This window comes from Thalassolituus oleivorans MIL-1 (genome assembly GCF_000355675.1).
GTDB classification, from domain to species: Bacteria; Pseudomonadota; Gammaproteobacteria; order Pseudomonadales; family Oceanobacteraceae; genus Thalassolituus; species Thalassolituus oleivorans.
This window is the reverse complement of the sequence record NC_020888.1, coordinates 1,280,502-1,301,774: the sequence shown is the minus strand read 5'-3', so window position 1 is coordinate 1,301,774 and position 21,273 is coordinate 1,280,502. Positions and strand designations below refer to the sequence as shown.

The following is a 21,273-nucleotide window of genomic DNA, read 5'->3' as shown; positions in this document are numbered from 1 at the left end:
GTGGGAGCTATTTAGCCCCACAATAATTTAATTGCGACAACCAAAGTAATAATTTCGTACAAGCGCTTAATGCGCTCATTACCGGTTTTTATTGATGTATTGGCACCTAGATAACCGCCAACAAGCGAGCCAAGAATAAGCGCAGGAATCCAACTCCATTGCACGGTAGCAACGGCGCCCATGGTGATCGCACCCGCGCCATTCCAACCAAGGCCAACCGCGACAAGGGTTTGAGCTACCGCCAAGCGATATTCTAAGCCGAACCAATAAACCAACCAGAGCGTCACAAAAAGGCCGCTACCCGCTGACAAGGCTCCATTGGCGAAACCAATCAGTAATAGCACTAGCCCGCCAACAACATAACCAAAGGCAGTACGGTGATGATGATCCGTTTTCAGCCCAAGCTCTGGCTTAAACCAAGAGTACAAAGACAGCAACAAGGTGAGTATACCTAGAGCAATCTCAGCGGTGCGAGCAGGCACATCAAGAATGAATAAGGCGCCACCAACCACACCCGGCGTGCCGGCCAAAAATATCAGCAAAAGTATGCGCCAGTCTAAATGCCCTTCGCGCATGTGACGAGTGGTCGCTCCAACTCCCAGAGCAACCGTCGCGATTTTGTGAGTCGCCAAAGCCAATGGAAACGGCAGGCCCAAAAAGATTAAGATAGGCAACTGAATCAAACCCGCACCGCCACCGGCAAGTGCCGAAAACCAATTAGCGACAACCGCAATCAGAAATAAAATCAATTGTTGGATATAATCCACAGCTAAGCCTCTGGCCAATTAAAGGCCAACGTCACACATTTGGAGATGTTCATGAAATACGCCCTGTACTATTACGACTCTTGCCCGTTTTGCCAGCGAGTGCTGCGCGTATTGCCAAACGTCAATGTACCGGTCGAAAAGCGTAATGTTGCCCAACATGCCCACTTTCGAAATGAGCAATATGCCGCAACTCATCGTACAACCGTCCCCTGCTTGCTGATCGAAGATGGTGACCAACAGCAGTGGATGTTTGAGTCCGCAGATATCATTCGCTATTTGCAAACTCTCTAACAATCGTTAGCTTGGCGCTATTTATTGTTAGGCGCTAACGCTGTCAGTAACTCAGGGGTAGCCAATAATCGACGCACGGTTTCGACTACCGCCTGAGTTTGCGCATCAACTTCAACGTTAATCGCATCCCCAACTTTAACGGCACCGAAGGTCGTGACATCTCGGGTCTCGGGAATCAGATGCACGCTAAACCGATCCGCTTCAACTTCAGCAATGGTTAAGCTAGCACCGTTCAAAGCCACATAACCCTTATCCAATAAATAAGGCGCAAGGTGCTCTGGGCGCTGCATCCACACCACTAAGTTATTTGCACTTTCGTTTACCGCCAACACCGCAACCTGATCCATAATATGACCAGATAACGGATGTCCTCCGATCTCATCACCAAATTTGGCGGCCCGTTCAATGTTAACCATTGAACCAACAGCCAGTGTTCCAAGATTGGTTACTTTCAAAGTTTGCCCAATGGCATCAAAACTCACTCGAGTGAATTCTGTATTCACGTCTAATGTGCGCACAGTTAAGCACGTACCATTAATCGCAACCGAGGCTCCGATTTGCAGATTCTCTGCCATCGCAGCAGGAAACTCGAATATAAAAGAGGCGAAGTCGGATTTGTGATCGAGTTCAATAAGGGGTAACTGTGTTTGGACAATTCCAGTAAACATTGGAGGCTCCTGTTATGGCTGGCAGCATTATGCACTATACTGCTGAGTATCAGTAGAGACTCACCAGAGACTGAGATTTGGAAATTAAAAAAACAGGCCTAATATTATCCGGCGGCGGCGCGCGAGCGGCGTATCAAGTTGGAGTATTAAAAGCCATACATAAGATTCTCCCCAAAGGCCACTATAACCCGTTCGACATTATTTCTGGCACATCCGCAGGTGCCATTAATGGCGTTGCGCTTGCCAGCTATGCCGAAAATTACCGCATAGGCATTAAACACTTAGAACGTATTTGGATGCACTTTAGCTGCGATCAAATCTATCGCACCGACTTTGCAGGCATGTCTTACAGCTTGATGCGTCTAGTGCGCTCAATGATGATTGGCAAACGCTTTAAAAATGATCCGGTATCCTTACTCGATAACACGCCGCTGCGCGCTCTGTTAAATGAGGCGATTAAATTCGATCAAATTCAGGGAGCAATTGATAACGGTGCATTACATGCCATTGCCGTTAACTGTTCTGGAATGGAAAGCGGTGAATCGGTTTCGTTTTTTCAAGGCCATTACAGCATTACTAACTGGCAACGCCAACGTCGAGTTGGTAAACGAACACGAATATCACTGGATCATTTAATGGCCTCTTCGGCTATTCCTATGGTATTTCCTGCGGTGAAACTGCAAAACGAATATTTCGCTGATGGTGCTGTTCGTCAACTTGCGCCCCTAAGCCCTGCGATCCACTTAGGCGCAGAAAAGATTATGGTCATCGGGGTTAGCGGTATTGCACATAAATCTAAGATTGTGAAACCAAACTCAAGTTATCCATCGCCCGCAAAAGTGATGGGGCACATGCTTAACGCTGCCTTCCTCGACAGTATGGAAGCCGATGTTGAGCGTATGAGTCGTATCAATCGAACATTGGATAGAATTCCGGAAGCTGTGCGTAAAAAAGAGCAGATGGAATTAAAAAGCATTCAACTACTCGAAATTAATCCGAGCAGATCCATCGACGAACTCGCAGGTGAACACGCCCACGAAGTACCCAGAGCACTAAAAATGGCATTGGGCGGCAGTGGTAACACAGGCCAAAGTGGTTCAGGGATTTTAAGTTACTTACTTTTCTCACACGGATTTTGTAAATCGCTAATTGATTTAGGTTATAGCGATGCAATGGCTCGCGCAGATGAAATCCGCGAATTTTTCTCGGACCACTTCAATGAGTAAACGGATTGTTGTTCTAACTGGCGCTGGCATTTCAGCGGAGTCAGGGATTATGACTTTCCGCGATGGCGGCGGCCTATGGGAGAACCATAGAATTGAAGACGTAGCCACACCACAAGGATTTGCCCGTAACCCTAGTCTTGTTCAAAGCTTTTATAATGGCCGCAGACAGCAGCTCAAAAGTGTAACGCCTAATCCGGCACATATTGCACTCGCTGAGTTTGAAAAAAACTATGCGGGTGAGTTTATGCTCGTTACACAAAATGTAGACGACCTGCATGAACGCGCAGGCAGCCAGTCGGTCATCCATATGCATGGCGAACTTAAACGCGTTCGCTGCCAATTGAGCGGCCAAGTTTTTAACCATGACGACGACATAACTCCAGAACACCAATGCCCGTGCTGCGGTGCACAAAGCCTTCGCCCTCATATCGTTTGGTTTGGCGAAATGCCGCTATACATGGACGAAATTACCCAAGCACTGAGTCAATGCGATCTATTTATTAGTATCGGCACTTCAGGTCATGTATACCCTGCTGCCGGTTTCGTTGAACTTGCACGTCAAAGCGGTGCAGAAACCATCGAAATCAACCTAGAACCGTCGCAACGTGCCGACGCCTTCCATCAAGCGATACACGGTCAAGCCAGCATAGAAGTTCCTCACTTCTTTCGATCATTACTGCAGAATTCGTAACAATAACTTACAAAAATCCGATTCCTTTCATCTTTGACGCCAACAATCCTATATTTGAGACAATAGGTTGCATAAACAGGCGCAGATTGCACCGTAGTCTTACCTTAAAATAAGCCCATTTCTGGTCTATCCGGAAAACTAAGCCATTATTAATACGGCTCTATTTTAACAACAATGGGAAAGCACTATGCGCTTTACGACATACTCTGTACTTTTCGGTCTCACCGCATTTTCACTGTTAAGCGGATGCAAAGAAACTTCACCTGAGATTGCCCCTGAGGTTATCCGCCCGGCAAAAGTCTTTAGAGTCATGTCACCAGACGAAGCGCAGATTCGTCGCTTCCCCGCGCAAGTCCAAGCCGCCGAACGTGCAGCACTGGCATTTAGAGTAAGTGGTGAGTTGGCTGACCTACCGGCTAAGCCCGGTCAGGATGTAAAAACGGGCACGATTCTCGCCAAGCTTGATCCCGCCGATTATCAAGTGAATTTAGATGATCGCAAAGCGCGATTTGCCTTAGCGAAGTCGCAATACGCACGAATGAAAGATCTATTCGATATGGGGCAAACTTCCAAGGCCCAATTTGATCAAGCGAAAGCCGAATTAGATATCAGCCAAGCCGCGCTCACGGCCGCTACTTCGGATTTATCCTATACCGAACTTAAAGCGCCTTTCCCTGGTGTTGTCGCTAATGTATTTGCCGAGAATCATCAACCGGTTAACGCCGGAACAACCATTGTTGTGCTTCAAGCACGAGACCAACTCGAAGTGAATTTAGAAATCCCAGAAAGCATTATGGTGATGCTGGTCGAACGCGATAACAAATCCTACCAACCCGATGTCGTGTTTGATGCGCTACCTAACGCACGTTTCAAAGCAACGTATAAAGAACATACCACCCAAGCCGACACTGGCACAGGCAGCTACACGGTAACCCTGACATTGCCGCGTCCAGAGAATCTAAACGTGCTTCCCGGAATGTCGGCCAGCGTGTATGTCGATTTAAATCAGGTATTTAGTCAGCGTACAGAGGTGATGCTAATTCCAGCTCACGCTGTGTTTCAGCAAGCAAACCAAGTTCAAGGAAGCAATCAAGCCAGTGTTTGGCGAGTAACAGAAGATCAAACTCTCACCGCCACTCACGTGGAAGTGGGCAAGATGACAAGCCACGGCATTGAAATCAAAGCAGGCTTAAAACCCGGTGATCAAATCTTAGAATCTGGAGTACAGCAAGCATCAGAAGGCATGCGCATTCGTCCTTGGTTGAAAGAGCGAGGCTTATAATCATGACCGCTAAACAAATACACTCGAAGGACCAAATGGGCAGCAACAGCGCTACCTATTTTATTAAAAATTCCACCACTAGCTGGTTAGTGCTTATCATCCTATTAGTCGGTGGTATCTCTAGCTACATGGGATTAGGGCGTTTAGAAGATCCTCAATTCACCATCAAAGAAGCGATGGTCATGACCAGCTATCCGGGCGCTAATTCTCTTCAAGTAGAGGAAGAAGTCACCGCGCCGTTAGAAAATGCCATTCAAGCTCTTCCTTATATAAAGAACGTCACCTCGATTTCGAAAGCAGGCTTCTCGCAAATTCATATCCAAATTAAGCCAACTTATCAATCCGATCAGTTGCCGCAAATCTGGGATGAATTACGACGCAAAATTCGCGATAAACAAGGCGATTTACCTCCGGGCGTGCGCACTCCCACAATACTGGATGATTTTGGTGACGTGTACGGGGTTTTGCTCGCGATTACCGGTGAAGACTATACCTACGAGGAACTCAGCGATTATGCCGATTTCATCAAGCGCGAACTTACCGTTACACCTGGCGTAGCCAAAGTCACGATATCGGGCACGCAAAAAGAACAGGTATTTATTGATATATCGCGCGAAAAAATGACCAATTTAGGCATTCCGCTATCACGTTTATACAATTTACTTGAGACACAAAATGCGGTGCAAGATGCTGGGCATATTCGCTTAAACAGTGAGTATATTCGCATCAATCCAACCGGAGAATTTAACAGTGTTCAAGAGCTTGGGGATCTTCTTGTCAGCGAAACAGGCTCAGGCAAGCTTATTTACCTCAAAGATATTGCCACGATATCCGAAGACGTTGCAGAAGTACCAAAGCATCTACTGCAATACCGTAACCATGCCTCACTGCATTTAGGTATTTCCTTTAATAAAGGTGTAAACGTCGTCGAAGTCGGCACTCATGTACGCGAACAGCTGCAACGCCTAGACGATAATCGTCCTCTGGGTATCGAGATGCACACCTTGTACGATCAACCGGCTGAAGTTGACGCGTCATCCACCGGTTTTATTCTCAACCTGCTCGCCTCGGTCGCCATTGTGATCGGTGTACTGCTGCTCTTTATGGGAATGCGTGCAGGACTAATTATCGGGGCCATTTTATTGCTCACCATTTTTGGTACTTTTATCGCCATGGATGCGTTATCCATTGAGCTTCATCGTATCTCGCTTGGTGCACTGATCATTGCTTTGGGGATGCTGGTTGATAACGCTCTCGTTGTCACCGAAGGCATTATGGTCGGCTTACAAAAAGGCTTAAGTCGCACTCGCGCGGCTTACGATATCGTTAAACAAACTCAGTGGCCGCTCCTTGGGGCAACCGTCATTGCTGTTACCGCCTTTGCGCCCATTGGTTTGTCACCCGACTCAACGGGGGAATTTGTAGGTTCCCTATTCTACGTTCTACTTATTTCGCTACTGCTGAGCTGGATAACAGCCATTACCTTAACGCCGTTTCTTTGTCATTTGCTTTTCGCCAAGTCAGAAAAAGTAAGCGATGAAGACACTGACCCATATAAAGGCTTTATCTATACCCTCTATGGTAAGGTGTTAAAACGTATGCTCGCTCAGCGTGCGATTACGATGTTGTGTATGGTCGGTTTATTAATCGTAAGCATTTATGGCTTTGGTTTCGTAAAGCAAAGCTTCTTTCCACCGTCAAATACGCCGATATTCTTAGTGGATATCTGGATGCCCGAAGGCACCGATATTCATGCGACTCAAGCGCAGGCAGATAAGCTCGAACGCTACTTCATGGAGCGCGACGAAGTTGAATTTACCTCGGCAACCATAGGTCAAGGCGAACTGCGCTTTATGTTGACCTATGCCCCAGAAAAAGAGTATGCCGCTTACGCTCAAGTTATGATCCGAACTCAAAATCGTGAGCAAATTCCAGTTTTAATTGAAGATGCAAAAGCATGGGCAGCAAATGAGCTTCCTGATGCCTTTATTAAATTTAAACGTCTACAAATCGGCCCTGGCACTAACGCCAAAATTGAAGCGCGTTTTTCCGGCCCCGACCAAACGGTATTGCGCAACTTAGCGGAACAAACACAAGACCTGTTCTTGGCCGATTCCGACACCGACAACGTACGTTATGACTGGCGTCAGCGCGTTAAAGTCATCCGTCCTGTTTTCAACGAAGACAGTGCACGCCGAGCAGGTGTTTCAAAGCAAGATCTCGACAATCTACTGCATCTAAGCTTTAGCGGTACTAAGATTGGCCAGTATCGTGATGGCACCGATTTAAAAGATATTATTATGCGTCCGCCCGCTAACGAGCGTTTAGACATTGACAGTTTGATGGAGCTACAAATTTGGAGCCCTGTCTTCAGCCGCTATATTCCAATCGAACAAGTCGTTGAAAGCTTTGATGTGCGCTTTGAGGATCCGATTATTGATCGTCGTGACCGTAAACGTACTATCACGGTCTACGCCGACCCATCATTAGAATCGGAGATAACTGCCGATAGCCTATTGAAGCGCCTACGCCCTCAAATAGAATCGATAGAACTTCCGCCGGGATATCAGCTTACTTGGGGCGGCGAATTTGAATCCGCTAGCGAAGCGCAAGCAAGTTTGTTTGCTTCGCTACCATTGGGTTACCTCATCATGTTTATTCTAACCATATTGCTGTTCAACGAATTGCGCAGTGCTCTGGTAATCTGGGCATGTGTGCCACTTGCATTAATTGGTGTCAGCGCGGGTATGTTATTGCTCGATGCAGAATTCGGCTTTATGGCCTTACTCGGACTACTGAGTTTATCCGGCATGATCGTGAAGAATGGTATTGTATTGGTCGATCAAATTCGTCTTGAGTTGTCTGAAGGACGTCGTCCGTACGATGCCTTGTATCATGCATCTGTTAGTCGTCTGCGTCCTGTCACCATGGCGGCACTGACTACGATTTTAGGCATGCTGCCCTTATTAACCGACCCATTCTTCAGTGCCATGGCCGTCGTCATTGCCTTTGGTCTTGGCTTCGCCACCATATTAACCTTAGGGGTTGTACCTGTGCTTTATTCAGTTACCCATAAAATCACTGCCGAAAAAGCGTAGTTCTATAAAGATAAGTTTTATCCGCCAGAAACAAAAAAGCCGCTGAATTCAGCGGCTTTTTTGTTATCGGTATTTACTTATCTACTTTAAAAACATCTGTTCTAACAGCTCTATACTTTCTAGTTCTGCCAACAGTTGTTCTCGCTCAGATTGTGCGACTTCCAACCAACTGCGATCGGTTAAACCACCCACCATGGCATACAAAAAATTCAAACTTGGTTTGAATCCCGCCACCTTTAACCGATAAAAAGCAGCAACCGCGCCAACCTCTCGCAACGTGTCCACATTCAAAATGCCGACCTTAGCTAACGTCTCTTCTGACTTTACGCCGAGGCCACGTAAATCTCGTATTTTTTTCATAAATAACGAACGTTACTTCCAGCTAAATTCGCCAGTAAACGTCTGGCAATTGATAACAGAATTAGCCGCATCTTCGATATAGATCTACGGTGCTGCTGATACTGGGTATTTCAGAACCGCCCCGAATTTAACATTCGAGGCGAATATTGCCCATACACAGAATGCGTTTATGGTAAGTGTTTACTTACTATGACTACCGTCGCACAAAGGACGAGATGCCGTCGCTTTACAGCCACAAAAGTACATCTTTTTAGAATCTTCAGGTACAAATTTAACCGGAGTAAAATCGGTTCCTTTATGTGAACCATCACAAAATGGTTGGGACTTACTTTGGCCACAAGAACACCAAAAATAAGATTTACCCGCTTCTACTTCAACGGCAATTGGGGTTTCGGATGCTCGGATAGCGTCACTCATGTCTTTCTCTCTCAACGTATTATTATGGTTATTAAGGCGGTGCTGCAGTCATTTCAGCCCGCGCCAATATGCCATTTGTCGCTAAAAATAGACAGACGCGAATAGGCCAACCTATCCCATAGCGTCTATTTTTCGACTCTTGTGCTATCGCTTACGAGTTTCAGTTTCCAGTTTTCCATCGGTGTACCCGCCAGATTCAAATGACTAGTCATGTAATACAGCCGTTTCGTCGCCATACCGTTGGGGGCTGTCGAAAAGCGCTGATGCAACCACGATGGTGGAATTGACTGCGAATACAGGGTTGCTCGAACGGTTAGGCGGCTCACATCAATTCCCTTCGGTAAAGCCACCTCATACACCAATTCATCGCCACCCTTAAAGTTTGGACCTTGATCCATATAATCTGGATCATCCCCCGTATGCTCCGGATCCGTTGATTGCATAAACTCCATCATCAAATCGCCATCTTCTTTAAAATGACTCGACGCACGCCAGCCATCCGGCAAAAGGCGATTATCTTTTATTGGATATACGCGATGAATAAAGCTGGTAGTAAATTCATGATTAGCGTTTTGATTCAATTCTTCATAAATCTGCACTTGGTCTTCACGATTAATGACTTGATAGTGCGGTTGATAGCTATCTGCATTCGGTAGAAACTCGCTTTCTAGTGGCTTGCCTTCGCCATCTAAAATAACACCAATATTATTCGTACTACCGGATACCCAAACTTCTTTATCGCCATCGAGTACGGCAAACTCAATAAATGCACGACGGAACGCAACACCACTCGGAAAACGATGCCCAGTTAAATTACGTAATTTAACCGTGGCTTTTAATGTATTTTTTTCAACACTATCAACGTTAACCTTAATACTGGCAGTGCGTTTTTGCGCCTGCAAAATCATATTTTCAACCGCAGTATCCACGCCATTATTGGCACTGGTCATATAATCGGTTTTCGATATGCCTAATACTTCAGGGAATTGGTCAAACATTTCTAGTAGAAATACATTTAGGCCAACATGCTCATGACGTTTGTAATCAGGCCTGAGTGGTATATCGATATCTTGATTTGCCAAGCGGTTATCGGCTTCTGGATAATTGATATCCTGAATGGCAGCAATCTGAGTAGTGATTTGATCTATGTTGATACTGCCGTCTATCGACTCAAAACCACCTGGCATATGACAGTCTTGACAGCTTTGGAATTGCGAACCTTCTACGCCAGGTTTCTGCGCAAAGGCGCTATTCTGCCACTCTAAGAAAGTCGCCTGTTCAATAGAATGCTGATAATCCTTAAAGGCTGGATTAGTTTCTGCCGCATTTAAAATTGGGAAGCGCGTTTCCGTCGCGCCAATATTAGGCAAGTTAATCGTGTGACACGTACCACATAGCTGGGAGTCGGACACGAATTGATTAACGGTCGGAGTCACCCCTAACGTATTTTGCATCGGCTTCACCGCTACATTTTCGAATGGACCAAATAACTTATCCGCAGGACCACGTTCATAGCGTCCGGTGTTGTTATGGAATAACGAATACGCCAATTCTTTGTGCGTTGCGTCGTTGATCCAACCCGGTGGCGGTGTCCAACCATCAACCTGCTCGGCCGTTGGCTTATCAATATGATGACAAACGGCACAACTAATCCCCTCGCGCGCCAACTGGCCATACTCTAAATATGGGCTATCTGTTGAGTCAGGCTTGTCTGGCTCGCTTGATAGAGTTTCAGTGAGATAAAAATAATCAACCGAGAAATTAGGATTAAGTGTCTTATCGGTTGCCGCATCAATGCTTAGCTGACGTTGACCCATTGCACCGTGGCAACTTAGGCAAGTATTAGTGACCGCTTGTTTTGTCTCATTTAAGGGCCCTTTTAGTGGTGTTGGCGTTTGTTTAGCATCGCGTTCAAGCAGCGCCATTTCACTCTCTAGCTGCGAATGAAAAATCGGATCCCGCCCAGCTAAGCCCATAGGCGACCAACGCCACTCACCATATTCAGAGAGATTGTAGCCATCACCGTAGTTTGGCCCCGTTTTCACAAACATGTTCACGCCATAAGGCTGGCCCCCCAAGCCACCGTGACAGCTCATACAGTTATCCGATGTTATGTATTCTTGGGTTTTATGCGATTTAGGTACTACTTGATCATTCCACTGCGATGGAAATACCTTCACAAGGCTCTTATCGAACGGCTGAATATTCTTAAATGTTGCAACAAAGGTTGGATCCGGTTGAGGGAGTGGCTGATCGTTAACACTGTTCTGAACCGGCGTTGCATTAAATCCAGCATGGAATTTGTCCGTTAATGCGCTCACCACGGCAGCATTGGTAAGGTCTGGTTGATAAGGCCGTAACGGCGCTGGTAGCATGAAATGTTCTTTTACATATGGATCGTCGCTTAACGTTATTAGCGGATAACTGCTGAAGTGACTTGCTGCGCGCCAAGAGGTATCAACCAAAAAGCGCAATGGATCTTCGTTAGGAAAAAAACCCTCTACATTTTTAAGGTCACTAAAGGTAAGTTGCTCTTTAGCTGAAGCATGGCAACGCAAACAAGGGGCACCAAAGCCTGATCCGGGAGCGGATTCTAAAGTATCGAGTTGACGCTCGACTGCCTCAGCAATGGTTTCTTTTCGACAGCCTGCAGGCGCTCCCTCAGAGCTGGGTAACACGGTCTTACCATCACTGGTTTTACAGGCTGAAGTTAATCCCGGGGCACCCGGATTCGCCCAGAACCAGCCATCTTTAGAAGCCGCTTTATCGCGTACCATCACGGTCCATGAAAATACCATGCTGGATAAAAACTTCTCGTACTCGGCACCGTCTTTATATTTAGGATTAGCGACCATGTCTTGATATAGCACTGCTGGCGGCGTGAACATCTCTTTGATAATGATGCTGCCATCCGGAAGATCGCCTTTGCGATCATTCTGCAACCAAGTAATCACTTCAGGTGAATAGTGAATACGAACCGCTGGATGAGTACCGTAATACTGCGCATTCACAAATGGGCCGGTATCACGCACACCTTTGTCTTTATCCCAACCCAACCGTTGGTACTGACGAGTCATCAACCAGTTATATAAAACTCGTTCGTAATCTTGCAGGGGCATAGTACTAGGTAACGGTAAATCGGCGGGAGTGGCACTAGCCATCTTCGAGGACGGAATATTTATCGTTCGTTCATTCAGTTTGTCGATTATAAGAAAAAGAAAACCAGCCACCAAAGCGAAAACAAAAAAGCGTTTAAAAATCGACATATTCTATCCCTGACGTTAATGTCCGAAAAATAACAATACAGAGAATGCCTGATTGAGATTCAGGGTCAATAGCTTAAAGGGAGGATATAAAAGCGCTTAGTTGAACCTAAGCGCAGAGTCGGTAAGGTAACTCGTTACTAGCATTAAGCAGTAACATCACCACGAACACGCTGAATTTCAGCGAGCGTTTCTGGTGAGTAATCTATACGAATACTTTTGATGAAATCTAAGATGTATTGGTCGGCTTCAGCGACGAGTTCTTGTTCTAGTTCGACGGAACCGAAGTCGAAGCCGCTGATACTTACCATAATCGATAAAACGTGATTATTTGTTATAGGTGTAACAAACGTACGATAAGGTCTCGTTACTTCAGCGTAGCCACAGATCGCAAAGAGCCATGATGAAGATCCGTCGTAATTCAGTTCCTTAATATCATCTCGACACTGAGGATAAATTAAATATTTATCGTCTTTTTCTCGATTCTCCGGATCCCTCATTTTACGTTCTTCGTATTGAACCAAATAGAAATAGAAATCTAAAAATTCACTTTTCCTGAAAACAGAATTGCAATCGGCCGGACGATAACTGTCTATTTTCAACACATCCATTTCCACTCTAATCTGCCCTGCTTCTAATTCATCACTCCCATCTAAATATCGAAATTTAGTTTTAAGCAAATGTTTTATCAACAAATAGTCTGGATTTTTTATGTTATAAATAGATTCATCATCTAAAGAAACAATATTAGATTCTGAGCATTTAGTATCCTGATTACATTCATCAGGAATAGGAATATAGATTTGAGTACCTACAAGATTGAAACTTACAATCGGTGCTTGACTAAAATCAGGGCCAATTAACGAACTCACCATGTCAATGAGCTCGACATATTCTTAACATAAGAAAGAAAATCTGTAGTTACCTTGCCATTCTTAGAAGGCCCTGCAACTGGTGCTACTGATATATTACCGGCTTCCGCTTTTATATCTTTCTGCAAGGACTTATGATATTGGCTTAAATTACCATTATTCAACGACAATGCCGCAGAAGCCAATGCACGTTTGTTCGTTCCAGAATATGCAACAGGTGTACTGTCGAACTTAGCCCCTTTCATTTCTAATGTGTTAATCACTTGAACAATATCAGCAACAGGGTCGTGTAATTTAAATTGATGTTTATCTAGAATACCTGGAACGTTTTCAAGTGCTAACTGCAAAAGCTTTACGCCATCACCGGCCAATGTCCATTTTATCGGCGTAGCACTGTTATTTTGACTACGATAACGCTGCGTATTTATTAAAGTATTAGCCAAGCGCTGAGCCGCTTCTAATGGTCTAAAAGCACGACGGCAAGGAGTCATCCAGATGCCCATCTCATTTCGTACCATTTCAGGAATAAAGAACAAGTTAAAACTGTTTTGATTTCCAAAACCATCAACCCCGGCTATATCAGATGATTGATCAGCGACATCATCGACGTTTTTCCCTGATCGAATGAAACCTACCTCTGTTTCCGCAATTCCATTTTCAACTACTCTTGTTTTCCACGAGCGACCATCAGGTTTTCTTACATAAAGTCCAGCAGGAGAGTTTGTCTCCTTTCCCGCAAACGTTATATCGGTAATATACACACCCGGCACAGCGCTATTTCCTGCCTCTGCCACTCCATTGTGTATTTGGTAATACAACGCCAAATCAACAAAGTTTTCCATGTATTCAAACGGCGTATTCACATTACTATTTGAGGTGACACCGCCGGCAATCGCGCGCAGTTGCTCAATTTTCATAATGGTTTGCACGCCTTTGGCGCTATTGGGGTCGATCAGAGAAGCAAATAGCGGCGCAAGTGCGGCGTCGATAAAGACCTTGCGACCATGGTCACCGTTGGTGGTTTTAGAGAAGGGAACAAACTGACGTGTATCGGCTTTGCTACCTAGTTTATAGGCTAATTGGCGGCGTTTAATAGAAACAATCGACATTCGGGTACAACTCCTTTGTTTAGTCATCATCCTTAGATGGCGAGAGGATAACATTCCCCCTGAGGCCCGACAATCCCAAGAGGATTCACTCCCGAGCATTTAAAGCTGCATAAAAACTCACCAAGACAAGCGATCTTGCATAGGCTTTTTATTCGTTTTTCCGCAATGCACTCTTCCCTTGCCAGTCCTCTAAATCTTGTTCAGGCTTCTCTGAGCGAAATTTTGCATAAAGCTCAATTCCCTTACGGTCTTCGAGAACATTTAGGCTAATTCCCTTGTCTTGCAACAGCGCTTCGTTGCCGGATGCGTTTGTTACATCACCGACAACGACCCGAGCAAAGCCTCTCATATAAATTAATGTTGCGCATATATCACAAGGGCTAAGACTGGTAAAAATCGTTGTTTTACTGAAGTCGATACGTCCTGCATCACGAATCGCCGATGTTTCTCCGTGATTGTAAGGATGATCTTCCTGAACCAGCGTATTGTGCCCTTTTCCGACAATTTTCTTTGTCGCATTATCAATAATAACGGCGCCAATTGGACAGCCGCCCTCGTTATAGCTTTTTTCTGCCAATAGCACGGCGATACGCATAAAGTCGGCATCGGCTAATCGTTGCGTAAAGTCATCATCCATCAATACAGGAAGGCTTTTCGTCGGCATATGAGCAATTACTCTCATGACCTTTTCACTCACTTCTGTTTTTTCATTGAGAAGAGTCTGTTTATTCATAAAAATCACCTACCCCAAGACATAAAATTCAACCTACCCAGTAAAACACTACGAGGCATAAATGCTATTTACTTCAACTGGTGATCAAAGAATTCTTGAATCCGATCCATCACTCCCTTCGTCCAAATCCCAGGTCCATGGCCGGCACCTTTTATTTTGTAAAAGGCAACCTCATGGTTCGTATCTCGTAATTTGGTATACAGCAAAACACTTTGATTGAAAGGCACTAGGGCATCTGTATCGCCGTGAATAATAAAAAAAGGAGGCAATTTTTTATCTTTTTCTATATAGGTTAGAGGATTGTATAAATCGACTAAGGCGCGATATTTCGGATCTTGAATTGGGCCACCGACAACTAACGACTCTGGAGAGTCCTCGGCATTGTGATCAATACGACTTGGATATTTGTGCATTTGTAAAAAATCGGTTGGGCCATACAAATCAACGACTGCTTTTACTGTACTTGTAAAAGGCTGATTATCTTCAGTTTCGAAGTCTGCCTCGTCCTCACTCACTCCCACCATCACCGCAAGATGGCCTCCCGATGAATCCCCCATAATGCCAATTCGATTAGGATCGATATGATACTTTTCGGCATTTTTTCGTAAATAACGAATGGCTGATTTAATATCTTGAACTTGCGCCGGTGCGATTGCTTCCGACGAGGGACGGTGCTCTATACTGGCAACGACATAACCCTGATGGGCAAAATCCGCTAATTGTGGCAGTGCTTGATAAAGGTTTTGATTGCGCCAAGCAGCGCCTTGCACGTAAACAATTAATGGCCACGAACTCTTGGCGCTCTCTTGTTTTGGTATGAGTAAACTTAGCGTTACCGCTCGTTTGCCATAAGTAGCATAGATGATATCGGGTAGGTACTTAGCTGCGTAGGAGTCGTCTTCGGCAACCGTCTCAATCATACCTGCAGGCTGCTCTAGTGATGGAGGGATTACAACATCACTAAAGCGAACCTGTGCCTGTGCATCATAGGCAAACGACGAAAAAATCAGAACCAGTAAACAAGTACTAAAAAAGCTCAGCCAGCGACCTTTATTCTCAATCATACGGTTACCTCTCACACTAAACTATACAACAGTAAAGTATCACTACCCGCCGTGTCTCAAACCCACATGGTGTGGTTTATAGTTCAATAAAATAACAGGTCCTGCTACTCCTTCGAAGCTTAAGTTTGCACCTCAAACGTCGCGCATAAAAAAGCCCCACGATCACTCGCAGGGCTTTCGGTCTTAATAGTCGAACCAATCCAATAATCAGAGTTCGCTGGTCGAACCAATTTTATGAATCGATAAATCAGCACCGTTGAACTCTTCTTCTTCGGTGAGACGTAATCCGGATACCGCTTTCACGAAACCATACACGATGAAACCACCAATCAAAGCAACCGCAATGCCCGCTGCCGTGCCAATCAGTTGAGACATAAAGCTGACACCGCCAAGACCGCCGAATGCTTCTAAACCAAAAATACCCGCTGCAATACCACCCCATGCTCCGCACAAGCCGTGTAGTGGCCACACACCTAACACGTCATCAAACTGAGTAAAACGGTTTTGCGCGAGAGTAAAGACATATACGAACAACGCACCTGCAACACCACCCACAACCAATGCACCGATTGGATGCATTAAATCCGAACCTGCACACACAGCTACCAAGCCAGCCAATGGGCCGTTGTGAATAAAGCCGGGGTCTTTACGGCCTGCCACCATGGCAGTGATTGTACCGCCAACCATCGCCATCAAGCTGTTAACAGCCACCAGACCAGAGATACCATCTAATGTCTGAGCAGACATCACGTTAAATCCAAACCAGCCTACCGCAAGAATCCATGCACCTAACGCCAGAAAGGGAATATTCGAAGGTGCAAATGCCACAACGCGACCATCACGATAGCGACCACGACGCGAACCTAACAGGAACACTGCTGCAAATGCGATCCAACCACCGACACTGTGAACAACAACAGATCCGGCAAAGTCATGGAAACTCGCACCAAAGGTACTTTCTAACCACGCCTGAAAACCATAGTTGCCGTTCCAAATAATGCCTTCAAAGAAAGGATAAACAAACGCAACAATCAACGCCGATGCGACTAACATAGGATAAAACTTCGCACGTTCCGCGATACCACCCGACACAATCGCAGGAATGGCCGCAGCAAACGTTAACAAGAAGAAGAACTTAACCAGCTCATAGCCACTATTCACGACAAGATCGGTCGCGCCCGCAAAGAAATCCATGCCGTACGCAATTTGATAACCAATAAAAAAGTACGCCAAGGTCGAAATGGCGAAATCGGTAATAATTTTTACTAACGCGTTTACTTGGTTCTTATGACGAACCGTGCCCACTTCCAAAAACGCGAAACCGGCGTGCATGGCAAGTACCATGATGGCACCAAGCAAAATAAACATGGTGTTGGCGCTTTGCATCAAGGTTTCTACCGCACTATTGATGCTGTTGACGTCAATATTTTCCACGTTGGGTCCTCTTAATAGTTAACAAGATCAAGTTAAGGCAGGCGCTCACTCCGAAGCCCCAAATCAGTGCCTTAACAACAATCAAACCCAGCCCTAGGTAAGAAAGAAGAATAAGTAGCTGTTCGTTTAGCAGATTTCATACCAAGTTTGTCATCTTTGTCTGAGGTCAGCTTGATATCGCCCAGATATGGCGCACTTACGCGAGTAAAAGTTTCAATATGTCGCAATTATGGATTTTTACTGCAGAGCGATGCGGGAAGGATGAAACCAATACTGCACACACATGGTGCAATATTGGTTTTTTCGCTTTTTTTTGGTGCCACACTCAAGCTATGCGAAGTTTCACTTGGTGATGTGATAGCACACATGAATATTGGTGCGACGCGCATAGTCGGTAGGAATGGATTTGGCGCTCACATCCACAATCGTAAATTCGCTCAGTGCTTCTACATCCATATCGAACTTACGCAGGTTATTCGAGAAAATCATCGTACCGCCCGGCGCTAGCCGTGCCATTGCTAAACGAATCAAATCAACATGATCTCGCTGAATATCCAGCACGCCTTCCATACGTTTTGAGTTAGAGAAGGTTGGCGGGTCCATAAAGATAATGTCATAGCTGCCTTTATCTTCGCGCAACCACTGCAAACAATCCGCTTGGATAAATTTGTGCAGTTCGTCGTTTATTTTATTTAAACGGAAGTTTTCACGACCCCAGTTTAAATAGGTACGCGACATATCCACGCTGGTGCAATGCGCGCCCACGGCGGCGGCATGAACACTGGCGGTCGCGGTGTAGCAAAACAAGTTTAAAAAGCGCTTACCTTTAGCTAGCTGAGCGATTTCTAAGCGCGTTGGGCGGTGATCCAAAAACAAGCCAGTATCTAAATAATCTTTTAGGTTTACTTGTAATTGCACTTGGCCTTCACGCACGACCATAGTGCTTTTTTCATCGTTGTACTTTTCATATTGCTTGCGACCCGTTTGGCGCTCGCGACGTTTAAGTACGATTTGCTCAGCCGGTACGCCGGTGACTTCTGGCAATACAGCTAGTACATCGAGTAAACGACGTTCAGCCACCGTAGGATCAATCGTTTTAGGGGGTACGTATTCTTGCACGTGCAGCCAATCTTCGTAGCGATCAACGGCCACTGCGTACTCCGGTAAATCGGCATCGTATAAACGATAGCAATGCACGTTTTCGCGGTTTGCCCACTTTTGTAGATTCTTGATGTTCTTTTTCAAACGGTTAGCGAAGGCTTCTACCGGCCCACGAATCGCACTGGCAGGCGCACGGTCAGAGCGTTCATCGGCAGCACCAAATACCAGCAAACGGGTTTCAATTTTGCCGTTCATTAACTTGTATTGCTTATTCACCGGGCGGCGAACACTGCGCGCTAAATCAAGGTTGGCGGTAAACATGGCAATCGGCCATTCCGGCATTTGCATGGTGGCATCGTGAAATTGCTGATACAGCGGCGCTAATTGCGGCAATTCACTTAAACGTTCACCGTAAGGTGGGTTACAAACAACAATACCGCCCTCCGCAATCACCTCTTTCTGCACACGCAGCTGTTCAATGCTACGGCGTTCCAAATGCACTTTACCGGCAAGACCTGAGCGTTCGAGGTTCTTTGTTGCAGCGTTAAGTTGGTCACCATCAATATCAAAGCCATATAAACGACTCGTCATGGCGGCTAAACCTTCGGTACGACGAATTCGTGCCGCTTCAACTTCTGCTAACCATGTTTTTCGATCGTGTTGGTGCCAACGATCAAAGCCCCAACGCTGACGATTAAGACCGGGTGCGACATCTGCAGCCATCTGGCCAGCTTCGATCAAAATTGTTCCCGAACCACACATAGGGTCAATCAGGTGTTTTCCAGCTTTAGCCAATGCTGGCCAACCGGCACGAATAAGAATCGCAGCGGCTAAGTTTTCTTTCAACGGAGCCTTGCCTGGCTGCAAACGATAGCCACGACGATGCAAGCTATCACCGGTCAAATTTAGATAGAGGAAAATCTTACCTTTACGTAGCTGAGCCTCAATACGAATGTCGCCATCCTTATCTACCGTAGGGCGAGCCCCCTCCTCCTCGCGAAAACAATCGACGATCGCATCTTTGATTTTTTGCGCACCAAATTGGGTGTTATTTAGGTAGTCGGTACGACCGTGAAAATCGATACGGAACGTAGCGCCCACGGGGAATACCATCGGCCAGTCGACCGAACGGGCCGCCTCATACATTTCGTCGACATTGTCTACCTGACTTTCTTGCAGTGGTAACAACAAACGACTGGCAAGGCGCGACCATAAACAAAATCGATAAGCGGTCGCCAAGTCGCCACGCCAAACCACACCGAGAATAGTTTCGCGCTCAACTTCACCGCCTAACTCTCTGATTTCATCGGCCAATAGTGACTCAATTCCCTTCGGGCAAGCTGCCAAAAAAGTGTGTTGAGTGGCGTTCGTTTCGTTTTGCATGGTGATAAATCCCAGTCCGTCAAATAGCAGAAAGCAGTTAAAAACGTTCTGCTTATAAGAAATCAATCGTTAACATTCGTCGTTCTGTCACGGTACAACTGTAGTCGGTCTGCTGCTGAACACCTGTGGCTGCCAACCCGAGCAAATGAATAGCGAGGAAGCAACTCTATGAAAAAACAGAAACGCGACATGAACGAAAGAGCATTCGCGCGCGGTTATCGCGCTGGTGTAGAGCGCCGTTCTAAAGACCTAGCCCCTGAAGGGCCAAACCGCGATTACTGGATGGCCGGTTGGCGATCTGGACGCGAAGACAACTGGGACGGCTATACCGGAGTTTCTGGTATTCACAAGATGGCGGTATAACCGCTCACACAATCTGAACACCCTAATTTTAACCTCCCGCTCCAGGAGGATGGCCCGGCAAACACGTCGGGCCATAGATTCTTCTCTAAGCTTACTTTCCCAATACCGATTTGATGGCGTTAACACATTCGCCTACCAATTCTGGGCCGCGATAAATAAAACCGCTATAGATCTGCACTAGACTGGCACCGGCTTGAAACTTCTCAACCGCACCACTGCCATCGAGAATGCCACCAACACCTATAATAGGTAATCGACCTTTCAGCGCTTCTTGTAAGCGTGCAATCGTCTCTGTGGCTAGATCTTCAACGGGCGCACCGCTCAAACCACCCGCTTCATTGCCGTGCTTGGCACCTTGCACACCATCACGCGATAGCGTGGTATTGGTTGCAATCACACCGTCGATTTCACAATCAATCAGGGTTTGCGCCACCAACTTCACTTCATTCTCGTCCATATCTGGAGCGATCTTCACGAACATAGGCTTGTAGCCGAATTCTTCGGCTAACTCGCGCTGACGAGCTTTCAGCGGCGTAAGAAGGTCACGCAATGCATCGCCATACTGCAGTGTGCGCAGGCCTGGAGTGTTCGGCGACGATATATTTACAGTAACGTAAGTCGCGTACTGATAGACCTTTTCTAAACAGATCAGGTAGTCGCTGGTCGCGTCTTCAACAGCAGTATCAAAGTTCTTGCCGATATTGATGCCCAGCACACCGCGAAACTTCGCCTTTTTAACGCGTTCAACCAGGTGATCAACACCTTTGTTGTTAAAGCCCATACGATTAATGATGGCGCGTTGTTCCGGAAGACGGAATAAGCGTGGCTTGGGATTACCCGGCTGTGGACGCGGTGTAATCGTACCGATTTCAATAAAACCAAAACCTAAGCGAGCAAAGGCATCAATATAGTCGCCGTTTTTATCCAAACCCGCGGCCAAGCCAACCGGATTTGGAAATTCAATACCTGCAACCGTTACCGGCGCGGCAGGCACTTGTTTGGTTATAAATTGCAGCACACCTAGGCGTTCAGCCGCACCCAGCATATCTAAGCCCAGCTCGTGAGAGGTCTCACCACTTAGACGAAAGAACAACTGACGGGTTAAAGCGTACCAATCCATAACAACCTCAAGTGAAAGCATGCGAAAAACG

The 21,273-nt window shown here is 46.0% G+C and carries 18 protein-coding genes; 6 read left to right on the top strand and 12 right to left on the bottom strand.

Annotated elements, in window-relative coordinates; all coding sequences use genetic code 11:
• Positions 1–11: 11 nt before the first annotated feature.
• On the bottom strand, positions 12–767 hold the full coding sequence (locus TOL_RS05865) for a sulfite exporter TauE/SafE family protein (RefSeq protein WP_015486378.1): 756 nt from the start codon (positions 765–767) through the stop codon (positions 12–14).
• Between the two features lie 51 nt (positions 768–818).
• Between TOL_RS05865 and TOL_RS05860 the strand changes: the two genes are divergently transcribed.
• A complete protein-coding gene (locus TOL_RS05860) occupies positions 819–1,058 on the top strand; it encodes a glutaredoxin family protein (protein WP_015486377.1) in 240 nt (79 codons plus the stop codon).
• Positions 1,059–1,075: 17 nt separating this feature from the next.
• Here TOL_RS05860 and TOL_RS05855 read toward each other — a convergent pair whose 3' ends face one another.
• The gene (locus TOL_RS05855) at positions 1,076–1,726 is read right to left on the bottom strand and encodes a riboflavin synthase (protein WP_015486376.1); all 651 of its coding nucleotides are present in this window, start codon (positions 1,724–1,726) and stop codon (positions 1,076–1,078) included.
• A 77-nt stretch (positions 1,727–1,803) separates the two neighbouring features.
• Between TOL_RS05855 and TOL_RS05850 the strand changes: the two genes are divergently transcribed.
• The 4 genes from TOL_RS05850 to TOL_RS05835 all read left to right on the top strand — a co-directional run bounded on the left by TOL_RS05850 (position 1,804) and on the right by TOL_RS05835 (position 8,023).
• Positions 1,804–2,952: a patatin-like phospholipase family protein gene (locus TOL_RS05850; RefSeq protein ID WP_015486375.1), complete on the top strand. Its 1,149-nt coding sequence runs from the start codon at positions 1,804–1,806 to the stop codon at positions 2,950–2,952.
• Complete coding sequence (gene cobB, locus TOL_RS05845) at positions 2,945–3,643, top strand: Sir2 family NAD+-dependent deacetylase (protein WP_015486374.1); 699 nt, start codon at positions 2,945–2,947, stop codon at positions 3,641–3,643. The genes TOL_RS05850 and cobB overlap by 8 nt, the downstream gene beginning before the upstream one ends.
• A 187-nt stretch (positions 3,644–3,830) precedes the next feature.
• Entirely contained in the window at positions 3,831–4,925 is a 1,095-nt protein-coding gene (locus tag TOL_RS05840) for an efflux RND transporter periplasmic adaptor subunit (protein WP_015486373.1), read from the top strand.
• A gap of 2 nt (positions 4,926–4,927) precedes the next feature.
• Complete coding sequence (locus tag TOL_RS05835) at positions 4,928–8,023, top strand: efflux RND transporter permease subunit (RefSeq protein WP_015486372.1); 3,096 nt, start codon at positions 4,928–4,930, stop codon at positions 8,021–8,023.
• Between the two features lie 81 nt (positions 8,024–8,104).
• On the opposite strand, the gene TOL_RS05830 is transcribed toward TOL_RS05835, so the two are convergent.
• The 9 genes from TOL_RS05830 to rlmKL form a co-directional block, all read right to left on the bottom strand.
• Entirely contained in the window at positions 8,105–8,383 is a 279-nt protein-coding gene (locus TOL_RS05830) for a TfoX/Sxy family protein (protein WP_015486371.1), read from the bottom strand.
• 180 nt (positions 8,384–8,563) lie between these two features.
• A complete protein-coding gene (locus TOL_RS05825) occupies positions 8,564–8,800 on the bottom strand; it encodes a CDGSH iron-sulfur domain-containing protein (RefSeq protein WP_015486370.1) in 237 nt (78 codons plus the stop codon).
• A gap of 125 nt (positions 8,801–8,925) precedes the next feature.
• Positions 8,926–12,066 (bottom strand): hypothetical protein, encoded by a 3,141-nt coding sequence (locus TOL_RS05820; protein ID WP_015486369.1) that lies wholly within the window; start codon positions 12,064–12,066, stop codon positions 8,926–8,928.
• Positions 12,067–12,209: 143 nt separating this feature from the next.
• Positions 12,210–12,938, bottom strand: a complete 729-nt coding sequence (locus TOL_RS05815; protein ID WP_015486368.1) for a hypothetical protein — start codon at positions 12,936–12,938, stop codon at positions 12,210–12,212.
• The gene (locus tag TOL_RS05810; RefSeq protein WP_015486367.1) at positions 12,932–14,044 is read right to left on the bottom strand and encodes a hypothetical protein; all 1,113 of its coding nucleotides are present in this window, start codon (positions 14,042–14,044) and stop codon (positions 12,932–12,934) included. The genes TOL_RS05815 and TOL_RS05810 overlap by 7 nt, the downstream gene beginning before the upstream one ends.
• Before the next feature lie 148 nt (positions 14,045–14,192).
• The gene (locus TOL_RS05805; RefSeq protein WP_015486366.1) at positions 14,193–14,777 is read right to left on the bottom strand and encodes a nucleoside deaminase; all 585 of its coding nucleotides are present in this window, start codon (positions 14,775–14,777) and stop codon (positions 14,193–14,195) included.
• 68 nt (positions 14,778–14,845) lie between these two features.
• Positions 14,846–15,841 carry an alpha/beta hydrolase gene (locus TOL_RS05800; protein WP_015486365.1) on the bottom strand — a complete coding sequence of 332 codons (996 nt, stop codon included), beginning with the start codon at positions 15,839–15,841 and terminating at the stop codon, positions 14,846–14,848.
• A gap of 207 nt (positions 15,842–16,048) precedes the next feature.
• Positions 16,049–17,227 (bottom strand): ammonium transporter, encoded by a 1,179-nt coding sequence (locus TOL_RS05795; RefSeq protein WP_041588744.1) that lies wholly within the window; start codon positions 17,225–17,227, stop codon positions 16,049–16,051.
• A gap of 390 nt (positions 17,228–17,617) precedes the next feature.
• Complete coding sequence (rlmKL, locus tag TOL_RS05790; protein ID WP_015486363.1) at positions 17,618–19,759, bottom strand: bifunctional 23S rRNA (guanine(2069)-N(7))-methyltransferase RlmK/23S rRNA (guanine(2445)-N(2))-methyltransferase RlmL; 2,142 nt, start codon at positions 19,757–19,759, stop codon at positions 17,618–17,620.
• A gap of 168 nt (positions 19,760–19,927) precedes the next feature.
• On the opposite strand from rlmKL, the gene rmf reads away from it, so the two are divergent.
• Positions 19,928–20,122 carry a ribosome modulation factor gene (gene rmf / locus TOL_RS05785; RefSeq protein ID WP_015486362.1) on the top strand — a complete coding sequence of 65 codons (195 nt, stop codon included), beginning with the start codon at positions 19,928–19,930 and terminating at the stop codon, positions 20,120–20,122.
• A 91-nt stretch (positions 20,123–20,213) separates the two neighbouring features.
• On the opposite strand, the gene TOL_RS05780 is transcribed toward rmf, so the two are convergent.
• Positions 20,214–21,242 (bottom strand): quinone-dependent dihydroorotate dehydrogenase, encoded by a 1,029-nt coding sequence (locus TOL_RS05780; protein ID WP_041588415.1) that lies wholly within the window; start codon positions 21,240–21,242, stop codon positions 20,214–20,216.
• Positions 21,243–21,273 lie beyond the last annotated feature (31 nt).